At 56.2% G+C, this 24,316-nt stretch carries 25 protein-coding genes; 12 read left to right on the top strand and 13 right to left on the bottom strand.

Features of this window, described 5'->3' with window-relative positions; genetic code table 11:
* The first annotated feature begins 204 nt into the window (after positions 1 to 204).
* Genes tgt through secF form a run of 4 tightly spaced genes read left to right on the top strand, consistent with a single transcriptional unit; the run spans position 205 to position 4,543 of the window.
* Positions 205 to 1,332, top strand: coding sequence for a tRNA guanosine(34) transglycosylase Tgt (gene tgt, locus V3W49_RS11600; protein ID WP_500145611.1), 1,128 nt, complete (start codon positions 205 to 207; stop codon positions 1,330 to 1,332).
* 21 nt (positions 1,333 to 1,353) lie between these two features.
* Entirely contained in the window at positions 1,354 to 1,686 is a 333-nt protein-coding gene (yajC, locus tag V3W49_RS11595; RefSeq protein WP_138095984.1) for a preprotein translocase subunit YajC, read from the top strand.
* A gap of 27 nt (positions 1,687 to 1,713) precedes the next feature.
* Positions 1,714 to 3,561, top strand: coding sequence for a protein translocase subunit SecD (gene secD / locus V3W49_RS11590; RefSeq protein WP_500145610.1), 1,848 nt, complete (start codon positions 1,714 to 1,716; stop codon positions 3,559 to 3,561).
* A 10-nt stretch (positions 3,562 to 3,571) separates the two neighbouring features.
* Positions 3,572 to 4,543: a protein translocase subunit SecF gene (secF, locus tag V3W49_RS11585; RefSeq protein ID WP_500145608.1), complete on the top strand. Its 972-nt coding sequence runs from the start codon at positions 3,572 to 3,574 to the stop codon at positions 4,541 to 4,543.
* Between the two features lie 74 nt (positions 4,544 to 4,617).
* Here the strand turns inward: secF and V3W49_RS11580 are convergent, their stop codons facing one another.
* Together V3W49_RS11580 and V3W49_RS11575 are read right to left on the bottom strand one after the other, a co-directional pair.
* On the bottom strand, positions 4,618 to 5,475 hold the full coding sequence (locus V3W49_RS11580; RefSeq protein ID WP_500145679.1) for a nucleoside-specific channel-forming protein Tsx: 858 nt from the start codon (positions 5,473 to 5,475) through the stop codon (positions 4,618 to 4,620).
* Between the two features lie 286 nt (positions 5,476 to 5,761).
* Positions 5,762 to 6,337, bottom strand: coding sequence for a SadB/YajI family lipoprotein (locus V3W49_RS11575; RefSeq protein ID WP_500145678.1), 576 nt, complete (start codon positions 6,335 to 6,337; stop codon positions 5,762 to 5,764).
* 158 nt (positions 6,338 to 6,495) lie between these two features.
* On the opposite strand from V3W49_RS11575, the gene nrdR reads away from it, so the two are divergent.
* The 6 genes from nrdR to pgpA all read left to right on the top strand — a co-directional run bounded on the left by nrdR (position 6,496) and on the right by pgpA (position 10,793).
* Positions 6,496 to 6,945: a transcriptional regulator NrdR gene (gene nrdR / locus V3W49_RS11570; protein ID WP_138095988.1), complete on the top strand. Its 450-nt coding sequence runs from the start codon at positions 6,496 to 6,498 to the stop codon at positions 6,943 to 6,945.
* A gap of 5 nt (positions 6,946 to 6,950) precedes the next feature.
* Complete coding sequence (gene ribD, locus V3W49_RS11565) at positions 6,951 to 8,060, top strand: bifunctional diaminohydroxyphosphoribosylaminopyrimidine deaminase/5-amino-6-(5-phosphoribosylamino)uracil reductase RibD (RefSeq protein ID WP_500145607.1); 1,110 nt, start codon at positions 6,951 to 6,953, stop codon at positions 8,058 to 8,060.
* 300 nt (positions 8,061 to 8,360) lie between these two features.
* Positions 8,361 to 8,831, top strand: a complete 471-nt coding sequence (ribH, locus tag V3W49_RS11560; RefSeq protein WP_500145605.1) for a 6,7-dimethyl-8-ribityllumazine synthase — start codon at positions 8,361 to 8,363, stop codon at positions 8,829 to 8,831.
* Positions 8,832 to 8,850: 19 nt separating this feature from the next.
* The gene (gene nusB / locus V3W49_RS11555) at positions 8,851 to 9,270 is read left to right on the top strand and encodes a transcription antitermination factor NusB (protein WP_500145604.1); all 420 of its coding nucleotides are present in this window, start codon (positions 8,851 to 8,853) and stop codon (positions 9,268 to 9,270) included.
* A gap of 58 nt (positions 9,271 to 9,328) precedes the next feature.
* Positions 9,329 to 10,306 carry a thiamine-phosphate kinase gene (thiL, locus tag V3W49_RS11550; protein ID WP_500145602.1) on the top strand — a complete coding sequence of 326 codons (978 nt, stop codon included), beginning with the start codon at positions 9,329 to 9,331 and terminating at the stop codon, positions 10,304 to 10,306.
* Positions 10,284 to 10,793, top strand: coding sequence for a phosphatidylglycerophosphatase A (gene pgpA / locus V3W49_RS11545; RefSeq protein WP_500145600.1), 510 nt, complete (start codon positions 10,284 to 10,286; stop codon positions 10,791 to 10,793). The genes thiL and pgpA overlap by 23 nt, the downstream gene beginning before the upstream one ends.
* Positions 10,794 to 10,832: 39 nt before the next feature.
* On the opposite strand, the gene V3W49_RS11540 is transcribed toward pgpA, so the two are convergent.
* From V3W49_RS11540 to xseB, 4 genes are all read right to left on the bottom strand, one after another.
* A complete protein-coding gene (locus V3W49_RS11540) occupies positions 10,833 to 11,807 on the bottom strand; it encodes an aldo/keto reductase (protein ID WP_500145598.1) in 975 nt (324 codons plus the stop codon).
* A gap of 61 nt (positions 11,808 to 11,868) precedes the next feature.
* Complete coding sequence (gene dxs, locus V3W49_RS11535; RefSeq protein ID WP_500145597.1) at positions 11,869 to 13,734, bottom strand: 1-deoxy-D-xylulose-5-phosphate synthase; 1,866 nt, start codon at positions 13,732 to 13,734, stop codon at positions 11,869 to 11,871.
* A gap of 22 nt (positions 13,735 to 13,756) precedes the next feature.
* Positions 13,757 to 14,656: a (2E,6E)-farnesyl diphosphate synthase gene (ispA, locus tag V3W49_RS11530; RefSeq protein ID WP_500145595.1), complete on the bottom strand. Its 900-nt coding sequence runs from the start codon at positions 14,654 to 14,656 to the stop codon at positions 13,757 to 13,759.
* Positions 14,656 to 14,898 (bottom strand): exodeoxyribonuclease VII small subunit, encoded by a 243-nt coding sequence (gene xseB, locus V3W49_RS11525; protein ID WP_500145593.1) that lies wholly within the window; start codon positions 14,896 to 14,898, stop codon positions 14,656 to 14,658. The genes ispA and xseB overlap by 1 nt, the downstream gene beginning before the upstream one ends.
* Before the next feature lie 393 nt (positions 14,899 to 15,291).
* Here xseB and thiI point away from each other — a divergent pair, with 393 nt between their 5' ends.
* Positions 15,292 to 16,740 (top strand): tRNA uracil 4-sulfurtransferase ThiI, encoded by a 1,449-nt coding sequence (gene thiI / locus V3W49_RS11520; protein WP_500145591.1) that lies wholly within the window; start codon positions 15,292 to 15,294, stop codon positions 16,738 to 16,740.
* 114 nt (positions 16,741 to 16,854) lie between these two features.
* Here the strand turns inward: thiI and yajL are convergent, their stop codons facing one another.
* Positions 16,855 to 17,448 (bottom strand): protein deglycase YajL, encoded by a 594-nt coding sequence (yajL, locus tag V3W49_RS11515; RefSeq protein ID WP_500145590.1) that lies wholly within the window; start codon positions 17,446 to 17,448, stop codon positions 16,855 to 16,857.
* A complete protein-coding gene (panE, locus tag V3W49_RS11510) occupies positions 17,411 to 18,322 on the bottom strand; it encodes a 2-dehydropantoate 2-reductase (protein WP_500145589.1) in 912 nt (303 codons plus the stop codon). Before panE ends, yajL begins: the two co-directional genes overlap by 38 nt.
* 134 nt (positions 18,323 to 18,456) lie before the next feature.
* On the opposite strand from panE, the gene V3W49_RS11505 reads away from it, so the two are divergent.
* Positions 18,457 to 18,948: a YajQ family cyclic di-GMP-binding protein gene (locus V3W49_RS11505; protein ID WP_500145588.1), complete on the top strand. Its 492-nt coding sequence runs from the start codon at positions 18,457 to 18,459 to the stop codon at positions 18,946 to 18,948.
* Between the two features lie 33 nt (positions 18,949 to 18,981).
* Here V3W49_RS11505 and V3W49_RS11500 read toward each other — a convergent pair whose 3' ends face one another.
* The 5 genes from V3W49_RS11500 to cyoB all read right to left on the bottom strand — a co-directional run bounded on the left by V3W49_RS11500 (position 18,982) and on the right by cyoB (position 24,316).
* Positions 18,982 to 20,352 (bottom strand): MFS transporter, encoded by a 1,371-nt coding sequence (locus V3W49_RS11500; protein WP_500145586.1) that lies wholly within the window; start codon positions 20,350 to 20,352, stop codon positions 18,982 to 18,984.
* Positions 20,353 to 20,499: 147 nt separating this feature from the next.
* Complete coding sequence (gene cyoE, locus V3W49_RS11495) at positions 20,500 to 21,387, bottom strand: heme o synthase (protein ID WP_500145585.1); 888 nt, start codon at positions 21,385 to 21,387, stop codon at positions 20,500 to 20,502.
* A gap of 10 nt (positions 21,388 to 21,397) precedes the next feature.
* Positions 21,398 to 21,727: a cytochrome o ubiquinol oxidase subunit IV gene (locus V3W49_RS11490; protein ID WP_500145584.1), complete on the bottom strand. Its 330-nt coding sequence runs from the start codon at positions 21,725 to 21,727 to the stop codon at positions 21,398 to 21,400.
* Positions 21,727 to 22,335, bottom strand: a complete 609-nt coding sequence (locus V3W49_RS11485; protein WP_500145583.1) for a cytochrome o ubiquinol oxidase subunit III — start codon at positions 22,333 to 22,335, stop codon at positions 21,727 to 21,729. Before V3W49_RS11485 ends, V3W49_RS11490 begins: the two co-directional genes overlap by 1 nt.
* On the bottom strand, positions 22,325 to 24,316 hold the full coding sequence (gene cyoB, locus V3W49_RS11480) for a cytochrome o ubiquinol oxidase subunit I (RefSeq protein WP_500145582.1): 1,992 nt from the start codon (positions 24,314 to 24,316) through the stop codon (positions 22,325 to 22,327). Before cyoB ends, V3W49_RS11485 begins: the two co-directional genes overlap by 11 nt.

The following is a 24,316-nucleotide window of genomic DNA, read 5'->3' as shown; positions in this document are numbered from 1 at the left end:
TTTCTCCCTCATTCCGAGGGAGAGGGGATTAAAAGCCATGGTTTCTCTCTCATCCCGAGGAGGGGATTAAAAGTCATGGTTTCTCCCTCATCCGGAGAGCGAGGGATTAACCCCCCTGGTTTTGACCTTCCCCCTCTCCCTCAGGGAGAGGGCCGGGGTGAGGGGCGTTTTAACCGTCAGACTGTGTATCTGATTGGAGGATAAGTGAAATTTGAACTTCAGACCACCGATGGTCGCGCACGTCGCGGTCGTCTGGTGTTTGAACGCGGTACGGTGGAAACCCCCGCGTTTATGCCAGTAGGCACCTACGGCACCGTTAAAGGAATGACGCCGGAAGAGGTGGAAGCCACCGGCGCGCAAATAATCCTGGGCAATACTTTTCACCTGTGGCTGCGTCCTGGCCAGGAGATTATGAAGCTGCATGGCGATCTGCACGACTTTATGCAGTGGAAAGGGCCGATTCTGACCGATTCCGGCGGTTTTCAGGTCTTCAGCCTGGGGGATATTCGTAAGATCACCGAAGAGGGCGTGCACTTCCGTAACCCAATCAACGGCGATTCTATTTTCCTGAGTCCGGAAAAGTCGATGGAGATTCAGTACGATCTCGGCTCCGATATCGTGATGATCTTCGACGAATGCACCCCGTACCCGGCGGACTGGGATTACGCTAAACGTTCGATGGAAATGTCCCTGCGCTGGGCGAAACGCAGCCGCGATCGCTTCGACCAGTTGAATAACCCGAATGCGCTGTTTGGTATCATTCAGGGCAGTGTTTACGAAGATTTACGAGATATCTCGGTTAAAGGGCTGGTAGAGATAGGTTTTGATGGCTACGCTGTCGGCGGCCTGGCTGTCGGCGAACCGAAAGCGGATATGCATCGCATTCTTGAGCATGTCTGCCCGCAGATTCCGGCGGACAAGCCGCGGTACCTTATGGGCGTGGGGAAACCGGAAGATCTGGTGGAAGGGGTGCGCCGCGGTATCGATATGTTCGACTGCGTGATGCCGACCCGTAATGCGCGCAACGGCCACCTGTTTGTGACCGATGGCGTGGTGAAAATTCGCAATGCGAAGCATAAGAGCGATACGTCGCCGCTGGATCCGGAGTGTGATTGCTACACGTGTCGCCATTATTCGCGCGCTTACCTGCATCATCTTGATCGCTGTAATGAAATTCTGGGCGCGCGGCTCAATACCATTCATAATCTGCGTTACTACCAGCGTTTGATGGCCGGTTTACGCCAGGCTATCGAAGAGGGTAAATTAGAGCACTTCGTCGCGGACTTTTACACACGTCAGGGTAAACCGGTCCCAGCGTTATCTGTTGATTAATCTAAAAATGAGGGAAAATTAATGAGTTTTTTCATTTCTGATGCTGTTGCCGCTACCGGCGCTCCGGCTCAGGGTAGCCCAATGTCGCTGATTCTGATGCTGGTGGTTTTCGGCCTGATTTTCTACTTTATGATCCTGCGTCCGCAGCAGAAGCGTACCAAAGAGCATAAAAAACTGATGGACTCCATCGCCAAGGGTGATGAAGTGCTGACCAACGGCGGTCTGGTTGGGCGCGTTTCTAAAGTGGCGGAAAATGGCTACATCGTTATGGCGCTGAACGACACCACCGAAGTGGTCATCAAACGTGACTTCGTCGCAGCTGTCCTGCCGAAAGGCACTATGAAGGCGCTGTAATTTTCCGTTTTCCCAAAGGGAACTGCCGTGTTAAACCGTTATCCTTTGTGGAAGTACATCATGCTGATCGTCGTTCTTGTCGTCGGTCTGCTGTATGCGCTCCCCAACCTGTATGGTGAGGATCCGGCCGTTCAGATCACTGGCGCGCGCGGCGTCGCCGCCAGTGAGCAAACGCTGAACCAGGTCCAGAACACCTTAAAAAAAGAACAAATTTCCGCGAAGTCGATAGCGCTGGAGGATGGTTCAATCCTTGCCCGCTTTGACTCCACTGATACACAGCTGCGCGCCCGAGAATCCCTGATGGAAGTACTGGGCGACCAGTACGTTGTGGCGCTCAACCTTGCTCCCGCCACCCCACGCTGGCTGTCGGCCATTGCTGCCGAGCCGATGAAACTGGGGCTTGATTTGCGCGGTGGCGTTCACTTCCTGATGGAAGTGGATATGGAAACCGCTCTGGGCAAACTTCAGGAGCAGAATATCGACAGCCTGCGCAGCGATTTGCGCGACAAGGGCATTGCCTGGAGCAACGTACGTAAAGCCAGCAACTATGGCGTGGATATCTCTTTTCGCAGCGGCTCCGCGCGTGATGAAGCGGTTTCTTACCTGCAGGGCCGTCATCGTGACCTGGTGATTAGCGGCCAGGGCAGTAATGGCCTGCGCGCCGTGATGTCTGACGACAGGCTGCGCGAAGCGCGTGAATATGCGGTACAGCAGAACATTAACATCCTGCGTAATCGTGTAAACCAGTTGGGTGTTGCTGAACCGCTGGTACAGCGACAGGGCGCCGATCGTATCGTGGTCGAACTGCCGGGTATCCAGGACACCGCACGTGCTAAAGAAATTCTTGGCGCCACGGCGACCCTGGAGTTCCGTCTGGTGAACACCAGCGTCGATCAGTCCGCTGCCGCTTCCGGCCGCGTACCGGGCGATTCTGAAGTGAAGAAAACCCGCGAAGGGCAGCCGGTTGTGCTGTACAAGCGCGTGATTCTGACCGGCGACCATATCACCGACTCCACCTCCAGCCAGGATGAGTACAACCAGCCGCAGGTGAATATCTCGCTGGACAGCGCTGGCGGTAACATCATGTCTAACTTCACCAAGGACAACATCGGTAAGCCGATGGCGACCCTGTTTGTGGAGTACAAGGATAGCGGTAAGAAAGATGCCAATGGGCGCGCCATCCTGGCGAAGCAGGAAGAAGTGATCAACGTGGCGAACATTCAGTCGCGTCTGGGCAACAGCTTCCGTATTACCGGTATCAGCAACCCGAATGAAGCCCGTCAGCTTTCCCTGCTGCTGCGCGCCGGTGCGTTGATTGCGCCGATTCAGATTGTGGAAGAGCGCACTATTGGGCCGACCCTGGGGATGCAGAACATCAAGCAGGGCCTGGAAGCCTGTCTGTGGGGGCTGGCGGCGTCCATCATCTTTATGGTCTTCTTCTATAAGAAGTTCGGCATCATCGCCACCTCTGCGCTTATCGCTAACCTGGTGTTGATCGTTGGGGTAATGTCGCTGCTACCGGGAGCCACGTTAACCATGCCGGGGATCGCCGGTATCGTTCTCACGCTGGCGGTGGCGGTGGATGCCAACGTACTGATTAATGAACGTATTAAGGAAGAGCTTAAGAACGGGCGTTCGGTACAGCAGGCGATTCACGAAGGCTATAAGGGCGCGTTTAGCTCCATTATCGACGCCAACATTACCACGCTGATTACCGCCATCATTCTTTACGCCGTCGGTACCGGCTCCATCAAGGGCTTTGCCATTACCACCGCTATTGGTGTGGCGACCTCGATGTTCACCGCTATTGTCGGCACGCGCGCCATCGTCAACCTGTTGTACGGCGGCAAGCGTATTAACAAGCTGTCTATCTGAGGAGTGAGTTGTGGCACAGGAATATACCGTTGAACAACTCAACCACGGCCGTAAAGTCTATGACTTTATGCGCTGGGACAATGTCGCCTTTGCCATCTCCGGGCTGTTGCTGATCGCCTCGATTGCTATTATCGGCGTGAAAGGCTTCAACTGGGGATTGGACTTTACAGGCGGTACGGTCATTGAGATCAACCTGGAACAACCGGCGCAGATGGATGTGATGCGTGAAGCGCTGGAAAAAGCGGGCTTTGCCGAACCGCAGCTGCAGAATTTTGGCAGCAGCCGTGACGTGATGGTGCGTATGCCGCCGGCGGAAGGCGAAGCTGGCGGTCAGGCGCTGGGTAACAAAGTCGTTAGCGTGATTAACGAAGCGACCAGCCAGCATGCAACCGTGAAGCGTATCGAGTTCGTCGGGCCCAGCGTAGGGGCCGATCTGGCCCAGGCCGGGGCCATGGCGCTGCTGGTGGCGCTGATCAGTATCCTTATCTATGTGGGGTTCCGCTTTGAGTGGCGTCTGGCGCTGGGGGCGGTGATCGCGCTGGCGCACGATGTGGTGATTACTCTGGGGATTCTGTCGCTGTTTCATATCGAGATAGACCTGACCATCATTGCTTCGCTGATGTCGGTTATCGGTTACTCGCTGAACGACAGTATCGTGGTTTCCGACCGTATTCGTGAGAACTTCCGCAGAATTCGTCGCGGTACTTCTTACGAAATCTTTAACGTGTCGCTGACCCAGACCCTGAGCCGTACTCTGATGACCTCCGGAACCACGCTGGTGGTGGTTCTGATGCTCTATATCTTCGGCGGCGCGATGCTGGAAGGCTTTTCGCTGGCGATGCTGATCGGGGTATCCATCGGAACCGTCTCTTCCATCTATGTGGCGTCGGCTCTGGCGCTGAAGCTGGGGATGAAGCGCGAGCACATCCAGCAGCAGAAGGTGGAAAAAGAGGGAGCGGATCAGCCGTCGATTCTGCCATAAGCGGCATCAGCCCAAAAAAAAACCGCGACGTTTCTGGCGTCGCGGTTTTTTTTTGGCCAGGTAATGCCCGGCGCTTAGAAGTTGTACCCCACCACCAGGTAGTAACCCCAGCCGGTAGAGCGAACCCGGAAGTCGCCCTTACCGAAGTTCATCTCCGGGCCATCCTGCCACTGGCCGCCGTTATGGAAGTAACGGGCGACAAATGAGTAGTGCCAGTGGTCGTAGTTCAGCGCCAGAATGTGGCTGGAGGCGATGGAATTACTGGTGCGATTCGGTTCATCGCCCAGATCGGAACCCCAGTCGAAGTTGGTAAAGCCGATGTAGCTCAGCTTGCCGCCCCACAGATCGGTGATAGGCACAAAGTATTTAATTTTGAAGCGGTAGCCATCCCAGCTGTCTTCGTTAGCCGCGCCGTAGTTTTCCCACTGATATTTGGCGTAGACGTTAAGCGACAGGCTCATCGGCAGGCCAGTATCGATATCGGTACCCAGGCCCATATACCAGGTATTCTGTCGGTTAGCGCTGTTACGGCCCATATCGTAGATATAGTTGTTGGCAAAGTACCACTCTTTAAACGGGCCGACGCTCAGATCCAGACCGGTCAGTTTGTCGATGGAAAAACGCGGTTCGATCTCCATAAACAGCGGAGATCCGTGATTCCAGATACCGGTGGAATTGCCGTCGCCGCCGAAGAAACGCGGGGCGTCGATATAGCCGTAGAAATCAAACCAGTCCTTCTTCGCAAAGGCTTCGTATTCCAGGTAGGTATCGTTACGCAGTTGAGGCCCGAAGCGGGTGTGGTAGCTACCCACCACGTTGACGCTCTGATGCCACCAGTCCGAGATGTATTCGCTATTACCATCCGCAGCGCTTGCGGAAAAGGAGCAGGAAAGCGCTGCTGCGGCACCTGCCGCTAACATTATTTTTTTCATCATTTCGCCACTGTTTTCGGTTGTCCGGGAACATTTCCGGGAAGCCGGCGCATCTCAGCGCGCCGTAGCAAGGCTGGCTATTATAAATAAGCCTTTCTCACAAAAATGTGTCTTTTTTCACGCGATTATCATTTAGGTAATCGATTGCCTTCACAAATAAGTGATAAAGACGCCGGAATTCTACGCATTCCGTCAGATTTATCCAGTCCGGGGGCACATTAGCAATAAAGGATTTTTGTATGGCGGGGAAGGCGCCCGTCCATCCGTCGGATGAACGGGCGGAAGCTTAGCTGGCGAAAGGGGATTTGGCCGGCGGCTGATAGCTGGGATCCGACGGAACAATATCGTGTACCCGGATAAAGCCCAGTTGATCCGGCGTGATACCCGGCAAATCGAGTGGGATATCGACATCACTTGGCACCAGCACGCTTTTCGGCACATTAATTGGGTGGGTCTGCACGTTAACTTCCTGGTAGTTTTCCAGGGTGCCCTGTAACTGACCCCATTCTACCTTGCCGCTAAAGGCGGGCAGCGGTGCGCTGTTACCACCGTGAATGGTGAGTGTGGCGCGGGTGCCATTATTGGTCGCGACTACATTGCTTAGGGTCATGGTCAGGGTGCCTATCTGGCTATCCAGTTGGGCGGCGGCTTTCGAATCCGGCAACAGGTAAGCGCCGCTGGTGGAACTGGCGTTCAGGGCGTTCTGCTGGGTTAGCTTCACTGACTGCTGGCTCAGCTTATTCATTTGCTGATTCATTGCCTGCACCTCATTGCTGACCTGGCGCACCTCTTTTTGGGCGGCGCAGGCAGTGAGCGTGAAAAGACTTCCTGCCAGAATCAGCTTCAGGCAACGTGTTGTCATCATAAAAAGGTTCCTTGTGTTCAGTGAGTTACTGTAATAGTAGAAGCTGTGTGACGGAAAACATAGATCCTTTGTCTCAAAGCCCTGGCCTCTTTGTTGTCCCGGGCGTTACAGGGTAAACTGTAAAACAGTCATCATTTCCGGATACAGGTAGCCCTATGCATTGCCCATTTTGTTTCGCTGTGGACACCAAAGTGATCGATTCCCGCCTGGTGGGCGAGGGATCGTCGGTACGTCGCCGCCGTCAGTGCCTGGTGTGCCACGAGCGCTTTACCACTTTCGAAGTGGCGGAGCTGGTTATGCCACGGGTGATAAAAAGCAACGATGTCCGCGAGCCTTTTAACGAAGACAAACTGCGCAGCGGCATGCAAAAAGCGCTGGAAAAGCGGCCGGTCAGTTCTGATGACGTCGAAATGGCGTTAAATCATATTAAATCCCAGCTACGCGCGACCGGTGAGCGCGAAATTCCCAGTAAAGAGATCGGCAATCTGGTCATGGAACAGCTTAAAAAGCTGGATAAAGTGGCCTACATTCGTTTTGCTTCTGTTTATCGCAGCTTTGAAGATATTCGCGAATTTGGCGAAGAGATTGCCCGTTTACAGGACTGATGCTCATGCAGGACCAAATCTATATGGCGCGTGCGCTGGAGCTTGCGCGCCGTGGGCGCTTTACCACTCATCCTAATCCCCGGGTTGGTTGCGTTATCGCCCGCGATGGCGCCGTTGTCGGTGAAGGCTTTCACTACCGCGCCGGTGAGCCACACGCTGAGGTTCATGCCTTGCGTATGGCAGGAGAGCAGGCGCGTGGTGCCACCGCATACGTGACCCTGGAGCCTTGCAGCCATCACGGACGCACGCCGCCGTGCTGTGAAGCGCTGATCGCCGCAGGCGTCGCCCGGGTGGTGGTGGCGATGCAGGATCCCAACCCCCAGGTGGCCGGACGCGGTATGCATCGCCTGCGTGAAGCCGGTATCGAGGTTAGTCACGGCCTGATGATGAATGAAGCCGAGGCGCTCAATCGCGGCTTTTTAAAGCGGATGCGCACCGGTTTTCCCTGGGTACAGCTTAAGATGGGCGCTTCTCTGGATGGCGGTACTGCCATGGCCAGCGGCGAAAGTCAGTGGATTACGTCCCCTCAGGCGCGACGCGATGTGCAACGTCTGAGAGCGCAGAGCGCGGCGATTCTGACCAGTAGCGCAACGGTGCTGGCGGACGACCCATCCCTGACGGTGCGCTGGAATGAGCTGGATGAAGCTACCCGGGCGAGCTACCCGAAGGCTAACGTACGTCAACCCATCAGGGTAGTGGTAGACAGCCGTAACCGGGTGACGCCGCAGCATCGACTGGTACAGCAGCCCGGTGAAACCTGGCTGGCGCGTCTGGCGCGCGATGACGCTGACTGGCCCGGGGAGGTTGACCAACTGCTGTTGCCGGAGCGTCAGGGGCATATCGATCTGGTGGCGCTGATGATGCAGCTTGGTCGACGTCAGATAAACTCAGTATGGGTTGAAGCCGGCGCTACCCTGGCTGGCGCGCTGTTGCAGGCCGGGCTGGTGGACGAACTGATCGTCTATCTGGCGCCAAAGCTTCTGGGTGACGGCGCCCGGGGGCTGTGTCGCCTGCCTGGGCTTGATCGACTGGCCGATGCGCCAGGCTTTGAGTTCAGCGAAGTACGGGCGATAGGGCCCGATCTGCGCATGACGCTGACTCCTGCTGGCGCATAATATATCCGTTATGATTCAGGCAGTGGGGGCGTTGGCGGTACTCGTTCGCCCCGGCCACATAGTACGGCTATGCTCTCGGGGTTATGAGCCTGCGGGCCAAAGCAAGGGGTGTTCAAACCGGTAAACTGGTTTGTCACTTCCTTGCCGCGTTACGAGTCCGGCGGGATCATGCTAAAGCACGTTTATGATGCCCCGCTGCTCGAATTATTTAGGGTATACAAAGCCTGAGCAGAGCGTTGAACTTTATGATAGAATCCGCCCCCCTGTATCGGGGGATAACTGAACCCGTAAAGGACAAGTATGAACATTATTGAAGCTAACGTCGCAGCGCCGGATGCCCGCGTTGCCATCACCATCGCGCGTTTTAACAACTTCATCAACGACAACCTGCTGGAAGGCGCGATCGATGCTTTGAAGCGCATCGGTCAGGTAAAAGATGAAAATATTACCGTGGTGTGGGTTCCGGGCGCGTACGAACTGCCGCTGACGGCGGGTGCGCTTGCTAAAACCGGTAAATACGATGCGGTTATCGCGTTGGGTACGGTTATTCGCGGCGGTACCGCTCACTTCGAGTACGTCGCCGGGGGCGCCAGCAACGGCCTGGCTCACGTGGCGCAGGAGTGTGAAATCCCGGTCGCCTTTGGCGTACTCACTACCGAAAGCATCGAGCAGGCCATTGAGCGTGCTGGAACCAAAGCCGGTAATAAAGGCGCCGAAGCGGCGCTGACCGCGCTGGAAATGATTAATGTGTTAAAAGCCATTAAGGCTTGATTTTAGTAAGGGGAATTCCGTGAAACCTGCTGCTCGTCGTCGTGCCCGTGAGTGTGCCGTCCAGGCGCTGTACTCCTGGCAGTTATCCCAGAACGACATCGCCGATGTTGAATACCAGTTCCTGGCGGAACAGGACGTCAAGGACGTTGACGTAACGTACTTCCGTGAACTGCTCAGCGGGGTGGCGACCAACAGCGCGTATCTCGATAATCTGATGGCGCCTTATCTTTCCCGCCAGCTCGATGAGCTGGGGCAGGTGGAAAAGGCGGTACTGCGCCTTGCGCTGTATGAGCTGTCCAAACGTGACGATGTGCCGTACAAAGTGGCGATCAACGAAGCGATTGAACTGGCGAAAACCTTCGGCGCTGAAGATAGCCACAAATTCGTCAATGGCGTGCTGGATAAAGCCGCTCCCCATATTCGTCCCCGTAAGAAGTAGCCTGAAAGGCTGGCAGTGCCAGCCTTTGTTCTTTATCCCCTGAGTTGAGGCATTCCCTATGGCAAGCGGCGAATTTTCTCTGATTGCCCGTTATTTTGATCGCGCCCGCACGCTGCGACGCGATGTGGAAACCGGCATTGGCGACGACTGCGCACTGCTGGCGGTGCCGGAAAAACAGTGGCTGGCTATCAGTACCGATACCCTGGTGGGCGGCACGCATTTTCTGGCGGATATTGATCCTGCCGATCTGGCCTGTAAGGCGCTGGCGGTAAATCTTAGTGACCTGGCCGCGATGGGGGCCGATCCTGCCTGGCTGACTCTGGCGCTGACGCTACCGTCGGTGGATGAGGCGTGGCTACAGGCCTTCAGCGATAGCCTGTTCGAACAGCTTAACTACTATGATATGCAGTTGATTGGCGGCGATACCACCCGTGGCCCGCTTTCTATGACCCTGGGCATTCACGGCTATGTGCCTGCCGGGCGTGCGCTGAAACGCAGCGGCGCGCAGGCGGGCGACTGGATTTATGTGACCGGAACCCTGGGGGATAGCGCTGCCGGTCTGGCGATTTTGCAGGGTGAGTTATCAGCGGAGAATCCGCAGGATGCCCGCTATCTGGTACAGCGCCATCTGCGGCCGACGCCCCGTATTTTGCAGGGCAAGGCGCTACGAGACCTGGCTTCCAGCGCGATAGACATCTCTGATGGTCTGATTGCCGATTTGGGGCATATCCTTAAAGCGAGCGACTGCGGCGCTCGTCTGGAGCTGGAAAAACTGCCGCTATCACGTGAACTGCAACAGAGCGCAACGCCGGATCAGGTGCTGCGCTGGGCGCTTTCCGGCGGTGAAGATTATGAACTGTGCTTTACCGCGCCGGAGCGCAACCGCGGCGCGCTGGAAGTGGCTTTAGGCCAGACCGGCGCCCCCTGGAGCTGTATCGGACAGATGACTGCCGCAGCGGATGGACTGCGTCTTACCCGGGAAGGACGGGTCGTTACGCTGGAATGGAAGGGCTATGACCACTTTGCGAGAGAGTAATGCGGCCGCGAAGCGCCGTCTGAATTTACGTAATCCCTGTCACCTGCTGGCAACGGGATTTGGCAGCGGGCTGAGCCCGGTGGTGCCGGGCACCATGGGCTCGCTGGCTGCGATTCCCTTCTGGTGGCTGTTTCACCGGCTGCCGACGGATCTTTATGCGCTGCTGCTGCTGTCAGGCATCTGTATCGGTGTCTGGCTGTGCCACCGAACCGCCCGGGATATGGGAGTTCACGATCACGGCAGCATCGTCTGGGATGAGTTTATTGGAATGTGGATTACCCTGATGGCGATCCCTGTCGCTGACTGGCGCTGGATAGCCGCGGGTTTTGTGCTGTTCCGGATTCTGGATATGTGGAAACCCTGGCCGATCCGCTGGTTTGATCGCAATGTGCACGGCGGAATGGGGATTATGGTGGATGATATCGTGGCCGGAGTGATCGCCGCAGCGATCCTCTGGTTTGCAGGTTATTACTGGCCACTGCTGTAATTTGTCGGCGCCCCTGACTTCAGTCAGGGGCGCCTTCTGCTATTTAAATCCCACCACGTGATGCGGTTGGTAGAGCATCTCCAGTTCGGCAATCTCTTCTTCCGTCAGTTTTACCTCCACTGATTTCACCAGCTCGTCCAGTTGATCGGGGCGCGAGGCGCCGATGATCGGGGCAGCGATACCCGGTTTGCTCATCAGCCAGGCCAGCGCCACCTGCGCCAGACTGGCGTTTTTATCCTGGGCGATACGGGCCAGGCGTCTGGCTACCTGTTCATCGTTCTCTTCGCTGTCGGTATAGAGCGTTTTCCCATATTCGTCAGAGGCCTGGCGGGCGGTGGTTTCCCCCCAGGGGCGCGCCAGGCGGCCGCGAGCCAGCGGGCTCCAGGGGATGACCGCCACTTTTTCCGCCGCGCACAGCGGCAGCATTTCCCGCTCTTCTTCGCGCTGAATCAGGTTGTACTGATTCTGCATGGTGACAAAACGGGCCCATCCCCGATACTGCTGCGTATAGAGCGCTTTGGCGAATTGCCAGGCATACATCGATGAAGCGCCGATATAGCGCGCCTTGCCCGCCTTCACTACTTCGTCCAGCGCTTCCAGCGTCTCTTCCAGCGGGGTAAAGGGATCCCAGCGATGTATCTGGTACAGATCGACATAGTCCATGCCCAGTCGCCGCAGGCTATCGTCGATAGCGCGACGGATCTGGGCCCGGGAGAGTCCGGCGCCCTGATCGCTAACCGGAAAATAGACCTTGGTGGCGACCACTACGTCGTCACGTCTGGCAAAATCCCGCAGCGCCCGGCCGACAATCTCTTCGCTGCTGCCGTCGGAATAGCTGTTGGCGGTATCGAAAAAGTTGATGCCTTTTTCCAGAGCCTGCTTAATCAGCGGCCGGCTACTCTCTTCCGGCAGCGTCCAGGGATGGTTGCCGCGACTGGGCTCGCCAAAGGTCATACAACCCAGGCAGAGTGAGGATATCTTAAGATCGGTGGTTCCCAGGGTCTGGTAGTGCATGCTGTGCTCCCGCTGTTATCTCTGGTGAATTAAGGATAGCAGCGGGAGAAAAGGAGGGGGGTTAAACGGCCAGCCAGTCGCGGATGCGCGTTTCCATACCTTCGGCATTTAGCCCGATATCGGCTCGGGCCTCGTCCTGGGTGCCCTGGGGAATAAAATGATCAGGCAGGCCCAGATTCAGAACCGGAGTCGCTTTATGGTGGGCCATCAGCGTCTCATTTACGCCGCTGCCGGCGCCGCCCATAATGGCGTTTTCTTCCACGGTAATAAGCGCTTCATGGCGTTGCGCCATATCAAGAATCAGCGCTTCGTCCAGCGGCTTCACAAAGCGCATATCCACAAGCGTAGCATTCAGGCTTTCCGCTACCTTTTCCGCTTCCGGCAGCAGGGTGCCGAAGTTCAGGATCGCCAGTTTTTCCCCTTCGCGCTTCACGACACCTTTACCGATGGGTAGTGGAACCATCGGCGTCCGCTCCACGCCGCGCACGCTGCCGCGCGGGTAGCGCACCGCGCTGGGCCCGTCGCTGTAGTGATAGCCAGTATGCAGCATCAGACGGCATTCGTTCTCGTCGCTGGGCGTCATAATCACCATGCCGGGAATACAGCGCAGGAAGCTAAGGTCGAAGGCGCCCTGGTGCGTCTGACCGTCGGCGCCGACAATACCGGCACGGTCGATGGCGAACAGTACCGGCAACTGCTGAATTGCCACATCGTGGATCAGCTGATCGTAGGCGCGTTGCAGAAAGGTGGAGTAGATAGCCACCACGGGTTTGTAGCCGCCGATAGCCAGCCCGGCGGCGAAAGTTACCGCGTGCTGTTCCGCAATGGCAACGTCAAAATACTGATCCGGGAAACGACGGGAAAATTCCACCATGCCCGAACCTTCGCGCATCGCCGGAGTTATCGCCATTAGCTTTTCGTCTCCCGCAGCGGTTTCACACAGCCAGTCGCCGAAAATCTGGGAATAGCCCGGCAGCCCGCCGCCCGATTTGGGCAATTTCCCGCTGCTTGGATCGAACTTCGGTACCGCATGCCAGGCGATAGGATCTTTTTCTGCCGGCTCGTAGCCGCGGCCCTTTTTGGTCATGATATGCAGGAACTGCGGCCCCTTAAGGTCACGCATATTCTTCAGCGTGGTGACCAGTCCTGACACGTCGTGGCCGTCCACCGGGCCGATATAGTTAAAGCCCAGCTCTTCAAACAGCGTACCCGGCACCACCATGCCTTTAAGATGCTCCTCGGTGCGCTTGAGCAGCTCTTTAAGAGGCGGAACCCCGGAGAAAACTCGCTTGCCGCTTTCACGCAGCGAAGAGTACAGCTTGCCGGAAAGCAGTTGCGCCAGATGGTTATTCAGCGCGCCAACGTTTTCCGAAATCGACATTTCGTTATCGTTCAGTACCACCAGCATATCGGGACGAATATCCCCTGCATGGTTCATGGCTTCAAAGGCCATACCGGCGGTAATGGCGCCGTCGCCGATCACGCAGACCGTGCGGCGATTTTTATCTTCTTTCGCTGCCGCTACCGCTACGCCGATACCTGCGCTGATAGAGGTGGAAGAGTGGCCCACGCTCAGCACGTCATATTCGCTTTCTCCGCGCCACGGGAAGGGGTGCAACCCGTCTTTCTGACGGATAGTACCAATTCTGTCCCGACGCCCGGTCAGAATCTTGTGCGGATAGGCCTGGTGACCCACGTCCCAGATCAGTCGATCAAACGGCGTGTTATAGACGTAATGCAGGGCGACGGTCAGTTCAATCGTGCCAAGCCCGGAGGCGAAGTGCCCACTGGAACGACTTACGCTGTCAAGCAGGTAGCGACGCAGTTCGTCGCACAGTTGCGGCAGGCTCTCTTTCGGCAGCAGGCGCAACTCCAGGGGGGATTCCACCAGCGCCAGTGTCGGGTATTTGGCTGTATCAAAACTCATCTGGGACTCATCATGATGTCGGTTATTTATCGCGCTGAATGATATAGCACGCCAGCGCTTCCAGCGCAGAGGTGTCCAGCGACGCGGCTTTCAGTTCCGCCAGCGCGTCCAGCGCCCGATCGCAGAGATCCCGGGCCTTGGCCTGGGCCTGTTCCAGCCCGAGCAGGGCGGGATAGGTGCTCTTTCCGAGCTGCGGATCGCGCCCCTGGCGCTTACCGATTGTGGCGGTGTCGCCGATGATATCCAGGATATCATCCTGTACCTGGAAGGCGAGACCAATAGCGGCGCTGTAGCGATCGAGAGCCGACAGCGCCTGACGACCCGCTTCGCCGGCGCAGAGCGCACCAAGACGTACCGCGGCGCGAATCAGGGCTCCGGTCTTCAGCGCATGGATCTGTTCAAGGGTCGCCAGACTTACCTGGTGGCCTTCGGCTTCCAGATCCTTCGACTGACCGGCGCACATGCCTGCAGCACCGCTGGCCTGGGCCAGTTCTGACACCATCGCGATGCGCTGGGCGGGGCCAACGCCTGTCATCGGCGCATCACTCAGTATAGAAAACGCCAGCGTTTGCAGTGCGTCTCCGGCCAGAATCGCGCCCGCCTCGCCGAATTTTATATGGCAGGTGGGCTGGCCGCGGCGCAGATCGTCGTCATCCATCGCCGGCAGGTCGTCATGAATCAGCGAATAGGCGTGAATACACTCAATGGCCGCCGCCGGGGCATCCAGGGTCTGTTGGCTGACGTTAAACATCTCGCCGGTGGCATAGACCAGGAACGGGCGCAGCCGTTTGCCCCCCAACAGTGTGCCATAGCGCATGGCATCTACCAGAGGAGTGTTCTGAAAGGGCAGCGGCGTTAAAAAGCGCAGCAGCGCCTGATTAGCCTGCTCTACGCGGGCCTGAATCTGTTGAGAGAAATCCATTACTCGGCATCCGGGGTGAAGGGATCGAGCGGCGCCTCTTCGCTTTCGCTAAGTAAGATTTGCACCCGCTGTTCGGCCTGCTGTAGTTTGCTCTGGCCCAGGCGTGCCATCTGTACGCCGCGCTCAAATTCGTTCAGCGCCTCTTCCAGCGGCAGGTCGCCGCTCTCCAGACGAGTCACGATCTGCTCCAGCTCCGCCAGCGCGGTTTCAAAGCTGGCGGTTTCAGGTTTCTTTTTAGGCATGGTGCGTCTGGCCCTGTTTAGTTATTTTCGCGAATCCGTTATGGTAACGGAGGCCTGCGGAGAATCAAATAAGTCATACACACTTCATCTTTCAGGCTGCCTCTTTCGTTAACTGCAATATTCGGCCCATCCCCTGGCTTGACTCCTTTAAGGCCGTTGCCGGCAGGGTTCAAATCTGCACCGGCAGATTTCGCTATGCTCCCGGGGCTTCGTTCAGTTGTTGCCCTGATGCAGCCTGAATGATTTTGTGTACGCGGGTTAGCGAGCAGTTTCACTATCCTGGTGGTATACTTGCGCGTCCTGGTCGCAGGGGCCCCTGGTCGCCTGCGGTACTGATTTTCTCTCAGCTCGCGGCATCACTCAGGCGGAGCTGACCAACTAACCTTTGTCGCCATGAAGTTTATCATTAAATTGTTTCCGGAAATCACCATTAAAAGCCAATCGGTACGTTTGCGCTTTATCAAGATGCTGGCCGGTAACATTCGTAACGTCCTAAAACACTATGATGAGAGCCTGGCGGTGGTCAGACACTGGGATCACATCATTGTACGCGCAAAGGATGAGAGCCAGCGTCCCGCCATTCGTGATGCGCTGACCCGGATTCCCGGCATTCACCATATTCTTGAGGTTGAAGAGTCTCCCTTTACCTCGATGCACGACATTTTCGAGCGTGCGCTGGATCATTATCGCTGTGAGCTGGAGGGGAAGACCTTCTGCGTGCGCGTGAAGCGTCGCGGTAAGCACGAGTTTACCTCCATTGAGGTGGAACGCTATGTGGGCGGCGGTCTGAACCAGAACATCGAAAGCGCGCGAGTAAAGCTGACCAACCCGGATGTGACGGTTAATCTGGAAATTGAAGACGACAGGCTGCTGTTGGTCACGGGCCGTTCCGAAGGGATAGGCGGTTTCCCTATTGGCACTCAGGAAGATGTGATGTCGCTGATTTCCGGCGGCTTTGATTCTGGCGTATCCAGCTATATGCTGATCCGTCGCGGCTGTCGCGTGCACTACTGCTTCTTTAATCTTGGCGGTGCCGCCCATGAAATCGGCGTGCGCCAGGTGGCGCATTATCTGTGGAACCGCTTTGGCAGCTCGCACCGGGTGCGTTTCGTCGCCATCAACTTCGAGCCGGTGGTGGGTGAAATCCTTGAAAAAGTGGATGATGGCCAGATGGGGGTGGTGCTGAAGCGCATGATGATTCGCGCTGCGTCAAAAATCGCCGAACGCTATGGCGTGCAGGCGCTGGTAACCGGTGAAGCGCTGGGGCAGGTTTCCAGCCAGACCCTGACCAATCTGCGGTTGATCGACAATGTCTCCGATACCTTGGTGTTGCGTCCGTTAATTGCCCACGATAAAGAACACATCATTAATCTGGCGCGTCAGATCGGCACTGAGGACTTCGCTCGCACCATGCCGGAATATTGCGGCGTGATTTCGAAAAGCCCGACGGTGAAGGCGGTGAAAGCGAAAATTGAGGCCGAAGAGGCGAAGTTCGATTTCGCAATTCTCGATAAGGTTGTGGAAGCGGCCACCAATATGGATATCCGCGATATCGCCGAGCAGGCGCAGCAAGAGGTGGTTGAGGTGGAAACTGTCTCCAGCTTCGGCCCGAACGACGCCGTGCTGGATATCCGCGCTATCGATGAGCAGGATGATAAACCGCTGACCCTGGAAGGGGTTGAGGTAGTTTCGCTGCCGTTCTACAAGCTGAGCACCCAATTCGGCGACCTCGATCAGAGCAAAAATTATCTGCTGTGGTGTGAGCGCGGCGTAATGAGCCGCCTGCAGGCGCTGTATCTGCGCGAGCAGGGCTTTAATAATGTGAAGGTATGGCGCCCCTGATGCCATCCTTTGGGCCTCCTGCCGTGGAGGCCCATCTTCCCTGCCTGGCCCCCGGCTAAGACAGGCTCCAGGACGTCTGAGGCTACGGCGGGATCTGTCCGCCGCCCCGTTTGATCACTCCTGATAGTAGTTATAGATTCCTGCCGCCATGACCAGCTGGCTGGCGACTTCATGGGCTTTTTCCGTTCCTTTTAGCAGGTCGATAATTTTCAGCGCGAAGTCGATAGCGGTACCCGGCCCCTGGCTGGTCAACAAATTAAAGCGTGAATCCCAGACTACGCGCCGTTCCTGCCACTGTGGTGCCGGAATGGTCTCTTTCAGGCCCGGAAAACCGGTCATATTAGCGCCGGGAAACAGATCGTGGGGTACCAGCACGGTGCCTGCGGCGGCGCATATCGCTGCCACGATGCGCCCGGAAAGATGAAACTGACGTACGGTTTCCACCAGCAGCGGGCTGTCGCGAAAGCATTGCGCGCCGCCAAGTCCGCCGGGCAGAACAATGACATCGAACTCGCCGTCAGCCACTTCAACCAGCGGCGCATCCGCCAGCAGCCTGACGCCGCGCGAGCAGGTGATGGTTAAATCTCCGTCGCTGGCCACGCTGGCAGTCGTGACCTGAATCCCCGCCCGTACCAGCAGATCGATAGTGGTGACGGCTTCCGTCTCTTCGCTACCAGGCGCCAGGCAAACCAGAGCCGATGCGCTCATAGTTATTCTCCTTACGTTTTATCTGTTCAAACAGGCGGCTGTTATGCGGCGTTTCCAGGCCATGGGCCCGGGCGCGTTTTAACAGGTAGCCAGTGATGTAGTCGATTTCGGTATGACGGTGCGCTCGCACGTCCTGCAGCATCGAGGAGGTATTTCCGGCGGTAGCGCCTATCACCTGCCAGACGTAGTCGAGCAGCCCTTCCCGGGAAGTATGGTGTCCTTCGCGAGCCATGACCAGAGCCACTTCATTGCAGATGAGCTCGACTTCGCCAGGCCGCGCGCGCAGCGCTCCGTTATTGCATTCGTGCAGGGCCGTCAGGGGATTAACGGCACAGTTTACCGCCAGCTTTTTCCAGGCAATGGCGCTGATGTTATCGTGCCAGGCGACATCAGGCAGGGCATGCTGTAGCGTCACCGCCAGCCCGCTATGCTGTTGCCCGGCCTCATTGCCGGGGCCAATGTGCGTCAGGCCACTGGCGACGTGAATTATTCTGGCACCTTCGCGCTTTGCCGCCTGGGTCGTCACGCCTACCAGCAGTGGCTGACGCAGCCCCTTAAGCTCCTCCAGAGTGCCCATACCGTTATGCAGCAACAAAATCGGGCAGTTTTCCGGTAATTCCGCCGCCAGATGGCGTACGGCGTCGGAAACCTGCCAGGCTTTCAGCGTCACCAGTAGCAGGTCGCTGTGGGCCAGAAAGTCGTGGCTGTTGGCGGTAAGCGTCAGGTTTGCCTGAGTGCCGTCTGTCTCTGTCAAAGCGACAGCGCATGAGGCCTGGGGGACGCGCAACCAGCCCTGTAGTTGATGGTGCTGTTTGTACAGGGCTGTAAGCCACAGCTGGCCCAGCGCGCCGCAACCCAGTACGGTAATTTTCATTATTCCTCCCCACCAGGCCGCAGTCCGGTGTTATGCATTAATGACACGCAGTCGGGACGATTCCCGACTGCGTGTTGTTTTGTGCAGCTTAGTGGGTATTATGCAATGCAACAAAACAGGAGGGAGATAAAAACATGCCATCTTTTGACATTGTATCCGAAGTCGATATGCAGGAAGTGCGTAACGCGGTGGATAACGCCAGCCGTGAGCTGGAGACCCGTTTTGATTTCCGCAACGTGACTGCCAGCTTCGAACTGAATGATAAGAATCAGACGATTAAGGTCGTCAGCGAGTCCGATTTTCAGGTTAACCAACTGCTGGACATTCTGCGTGGCAAGCTGCTCAAGCGCAATATCGACGGCGGTGCGCTTGAGGTGCCTGAAAACTTCGAGCACAGCGGTAAGACCTGGAGCGTGGACGCGAAGCTGAAACAGGGGATCGATACTCCGCAGGCGAAGAAGATTGTGAAGCTGATTAAAGACAGCAAGCTCAAAGTACAGGCTCAGATTCAGGGCGAACAGGTACGAGTAACCGGCAAGTCACGTGACGATTTGCAGTCGGTAATGGCGCTGGTACGCGGCGGTAATCTGGGGCAGCCTTTCCAGTTCACCAACTTCCGCGATTAAAGCGAGCGGGGGAGGGCGACTCCCCCGTGACTGTCAGGCTGCGGTACCGTTGATGACCTGTTCAATATCGAAACGGTTGGTCACTTTGCTGTCGATTTTCACGTAAGCGCTGCCTTCATCCGCAACGATAATCGCCTCGCTCACGCCGGGAGCCGCCAGTAGGCGACGCTGTAGATCGGGATCCCGAATCGCCGCATCGCTCAGCTCCACGCGCAGGCTGCTTACATAGGGCGGTTCGCTCATGGTCATGCTGACCAGTAACCAGAACGTTGCCAGCAGCGCACCGCACAAAAAGACGGTCTGAGAATCGAGCCAGCCGGCCAGCGAGCCGCCGAGCGAACCGCCAATAGCGACGCCGATAAACTGACTGGTGGAGTAAACCCCCATCGCCGTTCCCTTATAGCCCGCCGGAGACTCTTTACTGATAAGCGACGGTAACAGCGCCTCCATCAGGTTAAAGGCCAGGAAGAATAGCTGTACCCCTAACGCCAGAGTCCAGAAGCCGGTACCGGCGCCCCACAGGACAATCTCGGCGATAATGATCAGCGCCACGCAGCCGACAAAGACGCGCTTCATGCGGCGCTTCACCTCAGCATAAATAATCAGCGGCAGCACTGAAGCGAAAGCGATAAGCATGGTACACAGATAGACCTTCCAGTGCTGTTCGGCGGGAAGCCCCGCTTGCTCCAGTTCGCCAGGCAGCGCCACGAAGGTGGACATCAGCAGGATATGCAAACACATAATGCCGAAGTTCAGCTTCAGCAACTTAGGGTTGCTCAATACTTTGCTGAAACAACCGCGCACCATGCCGGAATCACGGTTCAGCACATGGCTTTTACTGGAAGGCACAATCAGCAGGGTAATGATGATGCCCAGGGTGGCGAGCAGGGCTATCATCCAGAACAGCCCGTGCAGTCCAATGGCGTGAGTGATGATGGGCCCCATCACCATCGCGATAGCAAAGGTAATACCGAAGCTAATACCAATAAATGCCATCGCTTTGGTGCGGTTCTGCTCGCGGGTGAGGTCTGACAGCAGCGCCATGACCGCGGCGGCAATAGCGCCAGAACCCTGCAGGGCGCGGCCGAGAATAACGCCCCAGATTGAGTGGGAGAGAGCGGCAATAACGCTACCCAGCACGAATATCAGCAGACCGCCGACAATCAGCGGCTTACGGCCAATGCGATCGGAAAGCAGGCCAAAAGGAATCTGGAAGATAGCCTGAGCCAGGCCATAAATGCCGATAGCCAGGCCGATGAGCGCCTCGCTGGCGCCCTGGAGCGCCATGCCCCATGTGGTCAGCACCGGCAGCACCATAAACATGCCCAGCATGCGTAGTGAAAAGACCGTCCCTAACCCCCAGGTGGCGCGCCTTTCCTGGGGCGTCATTTTATAGTCGTTCATTAGTACCTCGGAATAAAAGCCGGACATAGTGTAGTGTGCGGCACAGGGAGGGGTAAATATCAGCTTGTTTAGCAAATATTACAGGAGGTTATCTGCAATATATTGATAAAAAAGGCCGCTTGCGCGGCCTTTTAGTGATGCAGTGTGTTACCAGACGTATGTCAGCAGGTTACCTGACTCCGGTACCATAAAGTCGACTGACATCATAACGCTTAGCGAAGTGATAGCGACAATGGAGAAGACGAACAGCTTGCGGGCCCAGACGCGATCGTTTTCGGTCTTATAGCCTGAAAGCGCCATCCCCAGCCACCATACGCTGACCGCCGCCGCCACAATCAGATACTTGTAACCGGCGTAGCCGCCCAGCGACAGCATCAATGTGGCCACTGCAAAAGCGATGATGTAGAGCGTGATGTGGTTCTTCGCTACCGGAACGCCTCTCACTACCGGTAAAACCGGAATGTTAGCGGCCTGGTAATCCTTAAAGCGGAAAATGGCAATCGCGTAGGAGTGCGGCATCTGCCACAGGCTAAAGATTGCCAGCAGGATCAGAGCGCCGGCGTCGAACTCGTTGGTGACGGCGCAGTAGCCGATCACCGGCGGCGCCGCGCCGGAGAGACTGCCGATAAGCGTACCGTAGACGGACTTACGCTTCATATACAGGCTATAGACGCCCACATAAACCACGAAGCCCATCACCGCCAGCCACATGGCTAACGGATTGGCGCCAAACCACAGCATCATGAAGCCAGCAATACCCAACAAGGTGGCGTATACCAGCGATACTTTCGGTGAGATCAGGCCTTTTACCAGCACCCGATTCTTCGTTCTCTCCATTTTCTGGTCGATGTCGCGGTCGATCACGTTGTTGTAAACGCAACCAGACGCCACCACCAGCGATACGCCCATCAGGGTGTAAAGGAAGAGGGGATAGTCAATACTGCCCTGTGAGGCCAGTAAAAATCCCCCTATGACAGAAATTAAATTCCCGAAAATAATTCCTGGTTTCGTGACTTGCAGGTATTGCTTAATCATTTTGCCGCTCTTAGTGAAGCATCATATTGTGGTTAAGATTCCACATAATCCAAATCGAGCCTACCACCACGATGGCGATGATCAGCACGGTAAAGACAAAGGCAATCATGTTCCAGCCGCCCTCCGAAGAGGTATTCAGGTGCAGGAAGCACGACAGATGAACCAGAAGCTGAACCACCGCAGTGATTACCACCACCCAAATCAGCGTTGATGGGGCGGCGCTGCCATTCATTACCATCCAGAAGGGGATTACCGTCAGGATGATAGAAAGAATGAACCCGGTCATGTAGGTCTTAACGCTGCCGTGATGTGCGCCGGCGTGTTCGTTGGAATGACTCATTACATCGCCCCCATCAGGTAGACTACAGAGAAGACACAGATCCAGACCACATCCAGGAAGTGCCAGAACATGCTCAGGCACATGACGCGGGTGCGGTTAGTGCTGGTCAGGCCGCGACGAGAAATCTGAACCATCAGCACCAGCATCCAGATAAGACCCGAGGTCACGTGCAGGCCGTGGGTACCGACCAGCGTGAAAAACGCTGACAGGAAGCCGCTGCGATCCGGACCGAAGCCTTCGGCGATCAGATGATGGAATTCGTAGATTTCCATCCCAATAAACCCGGCCCCGAACAGGAAGGTCAGGGCAAGCCAGGTCATAACCTGGCCCTGGTTTTTGTTGTTCATGGCGATAACCGCCATGCCGTAGGTGATGGAACTAAACAGCAGCAGGAACGTCTCCACCAGCACGAAAGGCAGTTCGAAGATGTCCTTGCCGCTCGGGCCACCGGCAGTGCCGTTCACCAGAACGGCATAGGTTGCGAACAGCGTTGCAAAGATAATGCAATCGCTCATCAGGTAGATCCAGAAGCCAAAGACCTTATTGGCGCCTGCATCGTGGTGCCCGTGATCGTGGGCGTTCGCGTGAGACAGAGTATCAGTTGACATTTTTCAGCCCCGCCTTGCTAATTTCGTCAAAATGCTGGTTTTCCAGTTTTTCGATCTCTTTAACCGGCACGTAGTAATCCACGTCCTCGTCAAAGCTTTTCACAATCCAGGTGACGATCATGCCAGCGAAACCAACGATGGCCAGCCACCAGATGTGCCAGATCATGGCAAAACCGAAAACCGTAGCGAATGCAGCGATGACGATACCCGCGCCGCTGTTTTTCGGCATATGAATTTCTTCATACTGGGTCGGCTGCTTGTAAGCTTCGCCTTTTTCTTTCATTTCCCAGAACGCGTCACGCTCGTGGATCTGAGGTACTTTCGCGAAGTTGTAGAACGGCGGCGGTGAAGAGGTTGCCCACTCCAGGGTACGGCCACCCCACGGATCGCCGGTCAGATCGCGGTTCTGATCGCGGTCACGGATAGAAACGTAGAACATGATCAACTGACACAGGATACCCAGTGCGATCAGTGCAGCACCGCCAGCGGCAACCATCAGCATTGGATGGAACTGCGGGTCGATGTTCTGGCTCAGACGACGAGTCATCCCCATGAAGCCCAGCACGTACAGCGGCATAAAGGCAACGAAGAAGCCAATAATCCAGAACCAGAAGGCGCGCTTGCCCCATTTCTCGTTCAGGGTAAAGCCAAAGGCTTTCGGCCACCAGTAAGCCAGACCTGCGAAGCAACCGAAGACCACACCACCGATGATAACGTTATGGAAGTGGGCAATCAGGAACAGGCTGTTGTGCAGTACGAAGTTGGCGCCAGGTACGGCCAGCAGAACCCCGGTCATACCACCAATGGTAAAGGTAACGATAAAGCCCACGGTCCACAACATGGAAGAGTGGAAGGTGATACGGCCCTGATACATGGTAAACAGCCAGTTGAAGATCTTCACCCCGGTCGGGATGGCGATAATCATGGTGGTGATACCGAAGAAGGCGTTAACGTTGGCTCCTGAACCCATCGTGAAGAAGTGGTGCAACCACACGATGAAGGAGAGGATGGTGATACATACGGTCGCCCACACCAGCGAGGTGTAACCGAACAGACGTTTTTTAGAGAAGGTCGCGGTAATTTCAGAGAAGACCCCGAATACCGGCAGAACCAGGATGTACACTTCCGGATGGCCCCAGGCCCAGATCAGGTTGATGTACATCATCATGTTGCCGCCCATATCGTTGGTAAAGAAATGGGTACCCAGATAGCGGTCCAGGGTCAGCAACGCGATAGTCACCGTCAGAATCGGGAATGAAGCGATAATCAGGATGTTGGCGCACAGCGATGCCCAGGTGAAGACCGGCATCTTGAACATGGTCATGCCCGGAGCGCGCATCTTCATAATGGTCACGAAGAAGTTAATACCGGTCAGCGTGGTACCAATACCCGATAGCTGTAGGCTCCATATCCAGTAATCGACCCCGACCGTTGGACTGTACTCTATGCCCGACAGCGGCGGGTAGGCCAGCCAACCGGTCTGAGCGAACTCACCCACCCCGAGAGAAAGGTTAACCAGAACCACACCGACAACCGTAAACCAGAAGCTCAGGTTGTTCAGGAAAGGAAATGCCACGTCGCGCGCGCCGATCTGCAGCGGAACCACCAGGTTCATCAGACCGATAACGAACGGCATCGCCACGAAGAAGATCATGATAACGCCGTGGGCGGTAAAGATCTGGTCGTAGTGATGAGGTGGCAGATAACCGGCTTCACCGGCTGAAGCCAGCGCCTGCTGGCTACGCATCATGATGGCATCAGAGAAGCCACGAATCAGCATGACGATAGCCACGATGATGTACATGATGCCTAAACGTTTGTGATCCACCGAAGTGAGCCACTCTTTCCACAGGTATGACCACTTACCGAAGTAAGTGATGGCGGCTAATAGCGCCAGCCCCCCGATAATAATTGCCGATATGGTAACCATGATAATAGGTTCATGGTACGGAACGGCATCCAGTGTCAATTTTCCAAACAT

Source organism: Rosenbergiella sp. YN46 (assembly GCF_036620675.1).
Classification (GTDB): Bacteria; Pseudomonadota; Gammaproteobacteria; order Enterobacterales; family Enterobacteriaceae; genus Jejubacter.
The sequence above is the reverse complement of the archived record's forward strand: the minus strand, read 5'-3'. Positions and strand labels throughout refer to the sequence as shown.